The sequence below is a fragment of the Kluyvera sp. Awk 3 genome, assembly GCF_028069715.1.
In the GTDB taxonomy this organism is placed as follows: domain Bacteria; phylum Pseudomonadota; class Gammaproteobacteria; order Enterobacterales; family Enterobacteriaceae; genus Kluyvera; species Kluyvera georgiana_A.
On record NZ_JANEWH010000172.1, the window covers coordinates 1 to 8,429 of the forward strand.

The 8,429-nt window shown below is 53.3% G+C and carries 8 protein-coding genes and 1 pseudogene; 7 read left to right on the forward strand and 2 right to left on the reverse strand.

The genetic code is table 11. The annotated features are described in order from the left end of the window. Positions 1-73: pseudogene (locus NNN71_RS22225) on the reverse strand (DUF1471 domain-containing protein); the annotation flags it as partial. A 326-nt stretch (positions 74-399) separates the two neighbouring features. On the opposite strand from NNN71_RS22225, the gene NNN71_RS22230 reads away from it, so the two are divergent. The 7 genes from NNN71_RS22230 to NNN71_RS22260 all read left to right on the forward strand — a co-directional run bounded on the left by NNN71_RS22230 (position 400) and on the right by NNN71_RS22260 (position 8,111). Beyond that, positions 400-3,003, forward strand: coding sequence for a sigma 54-interacting transcriptional regulator (locus tag NNN71_RS22230; RefSeq protein WP_271459358.1), 2,604 nt, complete (start codon positions 400-402; stop codon positions 3,001-3,003). A 172-nt stretch (positions 3,004-3,175) separates the two neighbouring features. Continuing rightward, positions 3,176-3,658: a PTS sugar transporter subunit IIA gene (locus NNN71_RS22235; protein ID WP_271459359.1), complete on the forward strand. Its 483-nt coding sequence runs from the start codon at positions 3,176-3,178 to the stop codon at positions 3,656-3,658. Then, positions 3,655-4,833 (forward strand): glycoside hydrolase family 88 protein, encoded by a 1,179-nt coding sequence (locus NNN71_RS22240; RefSeq protein ID WP_271459360.1) that lies wholly within the window; start codon positions 3,655-3,657, stop codon positions 4,831-4,833. The genes NNN71_RS22235 and NNN71_RS22240 overlap by 4 nt, the downstream gene beginning before the upstream one ends. A 12-nt stretch (positions 4,834-4,845) precedes the next feature. Next, the gene (locus NNN71_RS22245; protein WP_223803596.1) at positions 4,846-5,343 is read left to right on the forward strand and encodes a PTS system mannose/fructose/N-acetylgalactosamine-transporter subunit IIB; all 498 of its coding nucleotides are present in this window, start codon (positions 4,846-4,848) and stop codon (positions 5,341-5,343) included. Between the two features lie 11 nt (positions 5,344-5,354). Continuing rightward, complete coding sequence (locus tag NNN71_RS22250) at positions 5,355-6,155, forward strand: PTS mannose/fructose/sorbose/N-acetylgalactosamine transporter subunit IIC (RefSeq protein WP_135370586.1); 801 nt, start codon at positions 5,355-5,357, stop codon at positions 6,153-6,155. Then, positions 6,148-6,990: a PTS system mannose/fructose/sorbose family transporter subunit IID gene (locus NNN71_RS22255; RefSeq protein ID WP_167577209.1), complete on the forward strand. Its 843-nt coding sequence runs from the start codon at positions 6,148-6,150 to the stop codon at positions 6,988-6,990. Before NNN71_RS22250 ends, NNN71_RS22255 begins: the two co-directional genes overlap by 8 nt. A 44-nt stretch (positions 6,991-7,034) precedes the next feature. After that, entirely contained in the window at positions 7,035-8,111 is a 1,077-nt protein-coding gene (locus NNN71_RS22260) for a serine hydrolase domain-containing protein (protein ID WP_271459361.1), read from the forward strand. 45 nt (positions 8,112-8,156) lie between these two features. On the opposite strand, the gene NNN71_RS22265 is transcribed toward NNN71_RS22260, so the two are convergent. Beyond that, positions 8,157-8,369: a DUF1471 domain-containing protein gene (locus tag NNN71_RS22265; protein ID WP_163448697.1), complete on the reverse strand. Its 213-nt coding sequence runs from the start codon at positions 8,367-8,369 to the stop codon at positions 8,157-8,159. Positions 8,370-8,429 lie beyond the last annotated feature (60 nt).

Below are 8,429 nucleotides of genomic sequence, written 5' to 3' on the forward strand. Positions count from 1 at the left end.
CTGTTTGCGCAGCGAAAGAACCAAAAGAAGCGGCCAGAGTCATAACTGCGACAAAAGTTTTGATGCTTTTCATGATATAAACCCTTTAATTTAGTTGTTTGGATAAGGCGTGCTGCCTTGATGAGATAAATATTAGGTCACATCTCTATCAACTAAAAGCGGAGTAATTTGTCGTTATTGTTCAAAATTTTTGACACGATATTTATCGCCTGTTACCGCTCCTCCCCGCAATGATTTCCATAATAAAAACAACGGTCGATCACGATCACATTCCGATTAAAACAAGGTTTTACTTTCCTGAATAAACGAGAAAAGTATTAAGTGTCTAATAACAATATTAGTGTCTAGTGTCTAATTTATTTCGACGCTATTTTCTACTCTATGCAGGACATTGAATAAATGGCGCTGTCAGCAAAAGAAAAACTGTTCCATAAAATACTGACCCACTATGCGGAAAGCCCTTCAGGATTCACGGCTCAGGACTGCGCCGACTTTATGCAGGTGAACCGTAGCGTAATTAGCCATTATCTGAACAGGCTCTGCGATGACGGTCGCTTAAGTAAGGAGAATACCCGGCCGGTACGATTCTTTGTCCAGCGTAACGGGGCACCCACATCCTCGTCGTCCCGATTAGTGTCGAAAAAGACCGATGCCTTTATGCCGTTGATCGGTGCGCAAGGCAGCCTGGCTGAAGCCATTGCGCTGTGCCGCTCGGCGGTAGACTACCCAGGCGATGGCTTACCGATTTTACTCTCGGGGGAGAGCGGCGTAGGGAAAAGCCACCTCGCCTCACTTATCTACCAGTACGCTCTGGAACGCGGTGTCATCGCCGCCGATAAACCCTTCGTCGAACTGAACTGCGCCGATTATGCCAATAACCCCGAGCTGCTTTCCGCCACGCTGTTCGGCTATACCCGCGGCGCGTTCACTGGCGCAGATCGCGATAAACGCGGCGCGTTTGACGACGCCGATGGGGGGTTCCTGTTCCTGGATGAAGTACATCGTCTATCTGCGGAGAATCAGGAGAAGCTGTTCCTGTTTATGGATAAAGGCTATTTCTACCGGCTGGGCGATAACCGTACCCGTCACCCGGCTTCGCTGCGTTTTATCTTTGCCACCACCGAAAATATCGATACGGTACTGCTCAACACCTTCCGCCGCCGCATACCGGTGCGGGTGACGCTCCCCAATTTTATTTCACGTCCCCTGACCGAGCGGATTGCCCAGGTGAATCTGTTCCTGCGCCAGGAAGCGATCAGCCTGCGCAGGGATATTCATCTGGATAATCAACTCATGCACCGGCTTGTCACGTCGCCGGTGCGCGGCAATATTGGCGACCTGAAAAATCAGGTCAAAGTGATGTGCGCCAGCGCCTGGAGCGATAATCGCGATGCGGACGTCATCGCACTACACAGTGCGCACCCTAGCGGAGAAATGCTGGTCATCTCCGCCGGCAAACAGGCAATCGAGCCGGATATCAACACGCTGCTACCCAAAGCAATGCACGATGACATCATTTTTCGCGAGTTTTGCCACAGTGGCAACGTCATGCTGTTGAACCGCAAAATTGAAAACCTGCTGACCACGGTAAACGGCGTTGTCTCTCAGGAGGCGCTGTATAGCGGTTACGTCTGGCAGAACACCATGCACGCCATCAATGAGCTGGAAAATCTGACCGGTGTTCCCTGTGGACAGGATATCCGCAAAGCTATCTGGCTATGCCTGACCTATGCGTTACACACCCCTATACACACTGAGCAGGTCGATGAACTCCAGACCATTGCCGACTATGTCTCCGGGAAGGCGCGACTGCTGGCGGAAGAGTGTATCAGTCTGCTGGCGAAACATGTGGTCAACACGCCTTTGCCGCTGTTGCTGCCTTTACTTAGCTGCATCTTCCATTCACTGGCAGGTGAGGATTCGCCAATCCAGGGCATTATCGTCTCTCATGGGCGCTCCACCGCCTCCAGTATTGCCGGTATCGCCAACCAGTTAACCGGTGGTTACTACTTCAAAGCCTTTGATATGCCCAACGCCACCTCTACCCGTGAAATTATTGACCTGTTGATCGCTCACCTGTCGCGCCTCAGGCAGGGCGACGGCCTGATAATCCTCGTCGATATGGGGTCGCTCAAGGAGATCTACGAAGAAATTAAACTGCATCTGCACGGCGAACTGCTGGTGATTAACAACGTCAGTACCGCCATGGCGCTGGATATCGCAGCTAAGATTCAGGATAAGCTGTCTATGGAGGCGATTATCGAGGGGGCAAAGGGTGCGTATGACGTGGAAACGCGCTACTACGCTGGAATGCTCCCTGGCAATAAAATCATTATCTCCTGCATATCTGGCGAAGGTATTTCGCGCAAGCTGAAAGATATTGTCCAGCGCTACCTGGTACAGGATGAGATCGATATCCTCACGATGGAATATGACGATCTGAAATGGAAAATCGCCCGCGCCGACCCGGCATTGAACGGCACGCGGCTGATCATTACAACCACCGATCTTGAAGCGGGTTATATCCCGCTGATTAGCGTTGAACAGCTGATTAAAGAAAAAACCCAGGTGCTAAAACGCGACTACTTCAACGGCTTGCTGATGGACGGCGGGCTGGAACCCATGGTCGAGGAAGTGGTGAAGTTGTTTACCGTTGAGGGCGTCGCCAGCCGCCTGAATTTCCTCAACCCGGTGGTGATTATTGATGAAGTAGAAGCTGTGATTAAACAGTATGAAGCGTTCTACAAAATTCATTTTGAAAGCTATCTACGCATTAACTTATTTATGCACATCGCGCTGATGATTGAACGCGTGATGGTCAACAACGGCGTTCTTCATCGCGAAGAGGCGCAGTTGACGCTTGAACAACAAGCCTTTGTCGCCGTGCATGACACCTTCTTCCAGGCGCTCAACCGTAAGTACAACATCACGCTGCCGCTCACCGAGGTGCTGATGATTTATGAAATCATGGAACCGTGGATTGCGGCCGACTCCCTCAGCTAAATGCGCTGCCAGCGCAGGCTGGCAGACGCTTCGACACTCCCCTTACAGCCGTTTTCGACACGATTACAACGTGCAGATACTACATTATTTACTAATAAAATCATAAAGATAAAAACATGGCACGGCGGTTGCAATATTCTCAACAGATACCAAAAAAACGAAGGAATACGCAATGCGAGAGATGTACATCGCAACCCACGGGCGCTATGCGGAAGGGATAATCTCGGCGCTGAACCTGCTGGTTGGCGACGATCACGGCGTAACGCCCATTTGCGCCTACTGCGGCGAAATTGGCTCCACAGCCGAACTGGCGGTGCGCTTTGAGGCCATCGCCCAACAGGCGGCCAGCCGGGGAAAAGAGCTGGTGCTGTTTACCGATATGCCCGGTGGGAGCGTCAACAACACCGCCGTACAGATGCTGGTCAAATACCCGCATGTTCATGTTATTAGCGGCGCCAATCTGATTATGCTGATGGAGTTCTGTCTCTCTGAACATACCGATACTCCATCACGCCTGCAGGACGCCATCACCGCCGCCAGCGGCGCGATGCAGTACATGAACGTGCAACCGGAAATTCTCGCCGCTCGCCAGGCCGCCCAGCCTGCCGCTGATGATGATATCGACGACTTTTTTGCCACGGAGCCACAGCCATGAACGTTGTGCTGGAAACGCTCGACAGCCGCTATCTTGCGCCACAGCCGTGTTTAGACTCGCGCTGGCTGAGCGAAGCACTCCGCGAAGTGCTTGCCAAAGTTGACGAGATGATGCCGCGTTTTACCATGACTTTTCCCGCAGCCAGCGCGACTGATGGTCACTACCCGGCAGTAGAGAAGGTCGACTGGACCGAAGGATTCTGGACCGGCATGCTGTGGCTGGCCTGGGAAGTCACCGGCGATGATAAATACCGCACGGTGGCGGAGGGCCTGCTCGACAGTTTTGAAGAGCGCCTCGATAAGCAAATTAAAGTCGATACCCACGACCTGGGTTTTCTCTATTTGCTCTCTTGCGTTAACGCCTGGAAGCTCACCGGCAACCTCCGCGCTCGCAGCCTGGCGCTACGCGCCGCAGAGCTACTGTACCGTCGCTTTAATGAAACGGCAGGCGTGATTCAGGCCTGGGGCGATCTCAACGACCCGGCGCGTCAGGGTCGCATGATTATCGACTGCAATCTCAACGTGCCGTTACTGTTCTGGGCCGCCAACGAAACGGGCAATGCCGAGTGGCGCGAAGCCGCTACGCGTCATCTGGCGCAGGCCGCGCGTTATCTGGTTCGTGAGGATGCTTCCAGCTTCCACACCTTCTACATGGACGTGCACAGTGGCCAGCCGCTGCGTGGCGATACTCATCAAGGGTTTAGCGATAGCTCCTGCTGGGCACGCGGCCAGGCCTGGGGGATTTACGGCTTTGCGCTGGGATTCCGTCATACCGGCGATACCACTCAGCCAGAGCTGGCGCGGAAGCTGGCGCACTATTTTCTCAACCGTCTGCCGGAAGATTTTGTCTGCTACTGGGACCTGATCTTCACCCCGCAGGACAACGCTCCGCGCGATACGTCTGCCGCCGCAGTCGCCGCCTGCGGTCTGGCGGAGTTGCTGACGCTGCTGCCGCTAACCGATCCACTACGCCCCGCCTATAACAACGCCATCGAACTGATGATGCGCAATTTACGCGAGCGCTATTTTGCCCACACGCAGGACGGCCTGCTGCGTGAAGGCGTTTATAACTTTGGCCGCAACATGGGCATTAACGAACCTAACCTCTGGGGCGATTACTTCTATTTCGAAGCCCTGGTTCGCCTTTCCCGCGTCTGGACACCCTACTTTTGCTAACTGGAGCTACACATGATTTCTTTAGTACGAATTGACGATCGCTTGATTCACGGCCAGGTTGCCGTGGTCTGGACCAAGCACCTCGGCGTAAACCGCATCCTGGTCGCCAACGATCAGATCGTGAATAACGAAGTGCAGAAGATGTCGCTGCGCATGGCGGCCCCTGATACCGCCAAGTGCGCCATTATGGCGGTCAAAGACGCAGGCGATATCCTCAATGACCCGCGCTCCGAGGCCATGAAAATTATGGTGATCGTTAACAATGCCGCCGACGCGCGTCGACTGGTCGAGCAGGTTGAGGGGATAAAAACCCTGAACGTCGCCAACTTTGGGCGCATTACGGACAATCTGGCGGCGAAAAAACGCATTAGCGACACCGTGTACGTTACACCGGAAGATGTCGCCGATTTTCATGCCATCGCCGCACGCGGCGTGAAGGTGGAATACCAGGTTCTGCCATCTCATCCGGTGAAAAATCTGATTGAGATGCTGGATAACGCTGCTAGCTAAGCGAGGTCGCTATGTTAACGTCTGCACTGCTTGTCGCGCTGGTGATGTATATCGCCAAGTTCGCTGACCATACGTTAGGCCAGCCGCTGATTGAACGGCCGCTGATCTGCGGCGCAATGGTGGGTTTCGTACTGGGTGATTTTCAGCAGGGGATCATCATCGGCGCAACGCTGGAGCTGATTTTTCTCGGCACTATCACCATTGGCGGCTCGGTACCGGCCGATCTGGCTGTAGGCTCGGTTCTGGCAACCGCCTTTACCATTTTGACGAAAGCGGAACCTGCCGTCGCCGTCGCGCTTGCGCTGCCCATCAGCCTGCTGGCGGTCTTCGTTTACCAGGTTCTGAAGCTGGTTTATACCGCGCTGGTCGAGAAATATGACGCCTTGCTTGAAGAGGGGCGCGACCGCGCCGCGCTCGGCATCACGCTCGGGATGACAATGTTCTACGGCGTGCCGTTCGCGGTGCTGGCCTTCTTCGGCATTCTGTTCGGCACCGACGTGATCCGCAGCCTGGTCGAAAGCATTCCGGATACCGTGATGCGCGGGATGACGGCGGTGGGCGGTATTCTGCCTGCGCTGGGCTTCGCCATCTTGTTAAAGGCGCTGTGGAACCGAAATATTGCCGCATTCTTCTTTATCGGCTTCGCCATGGCGGCTTATCTGCAACTGCCGATTATGGGCATCGCGATTATCGCCGCTTCCGTTGCCGTTTATCTCTGCTTCAACGAATTCAACCAGTTGAAAGCCAATAAACACGCCACCACTGCCGCAAGCGCGTCGGTTGATGATAAGGACGGGTTCTTCAATGACTGATATCCACAACAGCGCAGTAAGCGCAGGCGACGACAGCAAGAACGAAAAAAAGATGTTCCGCCAGCTGTTCTTCCGCCAGTTCCAACTGCTGGGCTCCATGAACTTCACCCGAATGGAGGGGTTGAGCTACGGCTGGATTCTGGCGCCGCTGCTCAAGAAAATCTACACCGGCAACCCGCACGGTTACGTTGAGTCGCTAAAACGTAACAGCCAGTTCTTCAATACCAACCAGCATCTGGCGCCATTCATTATGGGCCTGACGCTATCGATGGAAAAAGAGAACGCCGCGAACCCTAATTTTGATACTTCCAGTATTAACGGCATCAAAGTGGCTTTAATGGGGCCGTTCGCGGGCGTCGGCGATTCATTCTTCTATGGCGTGCTACGCATCATCGCCACGGGGATTGCTATCGGCCTGGCCTCACAGGGAAACCCGCTAGGGCCACTGCTGTTCCTGCTGATTTACAACATCCCGAGCTACCTGCTGCGCTACTACGGCGGGGTAATGGGCTACCGGCTAGGTTCGAAGTATATCGCCGAAGCCACGCAGTCCGGCTTGCTCTCGTGTATCACCAAAGCCTCAGCCATGATGGGTCTGATGATGGTAGGCGCGATGAGCGCCAGCATGGTGAAATTTACCACCACCTTTAAAACCACCATCGCCGGACAGCCTTTCGTATTGCAGGAGATCCTCGACAAAATCTGCGTCGGGCTCATTCCACTGCTGCTGGTGTTGGGATGCCTGAAGCTGTTGAATAAAAAGGTGAGCCCAAACAAGGTGCTGATTATGCTAATCGTCTTTGGCTTTGCCGCCGCAGGCGTTGGGATTATTTAACCGCGGCCCCCATTATTGGGGGCCTGTTAACAACAGGATATCCAATGAAGAAAGCGCTCACCTGTTGTGCGTTAGCGTTGGCTCTCACAAGCCTGAGCAGCATGGCAAAGCAAGACAAAATGGCAGTAATCGATCATCAAATCGCGTCCTGGGTCGCCCAACACAACTACTCAGGCGCGGCGATTATTATCGTTAAAGATGATAAGCCCATTTTTGAGAAATATTACGGCGGCTACACATCACAGACTGAGGTTCATATTGCTTCGGCAGGGAAATGGCTGGCTGCCGCAACTATCGCCTCTCTCGTTGATGACGGAGTCCTTTCCTGGGACGATCCGGTCAGAAAGTGGTTACCTGCTTTTACCGACTCAAAAGGTGATGCCACCCTGCGCCAACTCTTTTCACATACCTCAGGCTACCCAGACTATCAACCTGCCAATAAACCAGAAGATCACTATCAAACACTAACAGAATCCGTTGCTCATATTTTACCCCTGCCATCCGTTAACCCACCAGGCACGACATTCAATTATGGTGGACTCGCGATGCAGGTTGCCGGGCGCATGGCCGAAGTCGCCAGCGGAAAATCGTGGGAATCTCTGTTTCAGGAACATATTGCCCAACCACTCGGTATGACCCACACCGGATTCACCCCAGTGAGTGAGGAGCAAGGATTTAGCCCAATGCTCGCCGGCGGGGCAAGAACAACGCTTGCAGACTATCGACGCTTTCTCCAGATGGTTGCCCATAATGGGCAATTTGAAGGCCGGCGAATTCTGAGCACAGCTGCGATTACCATGATGCAGAGCGATCAGATCCAGGGCGCTAAATTATTGCCTGGCGCGGTCAATCGCTATGTGCAGGATGTTCGGGGACAAGCCCGGAATGATATCTATGGACTTGGCGAATGGCGGGAACAGGTCGACAACCAGGGCCGTCCGCTACTCATCAGTAGCCCAGGTTGGGCGGGCAGCTATCCCTGGATTGATAAGACCAATAATAGCTATGGCGTAATATTGGCAAAAGTGAATCTGTCGGTGGCACACAAAACAGGTTTTAATAGTTTTTATGCTGGACCGCAGCTTATTCCAGCTATTCGCGAGGCGCTCGCGACCCAGTAACGAAAAAAGCGCCCCAAGGGCGCTCTTTCGACAGTAGCAGATAGCTTATTTGGTCAGTTCTGCGGTCATATGCACGCGGTTACCGGTGTAAGCCTGGGTAATTTTGTAAGAGCTGGCGCCCGCTTGTTCAGCCTGAGCGGCAATTTTCGCTTCCGCACCGTCAATGGTTGAGGCGGTTGCGGTCACTGTTTGCGCTGCGAAAGAACCAAAAGAAGCGGCCAGAGTCATAACTGCGACAAAAGTTTTGATGCTTTTCATGATATAAACCCTTTAATTTAGTTGTTTGGATAAGGCGTGCTGCCTTGATGTGATAAATAT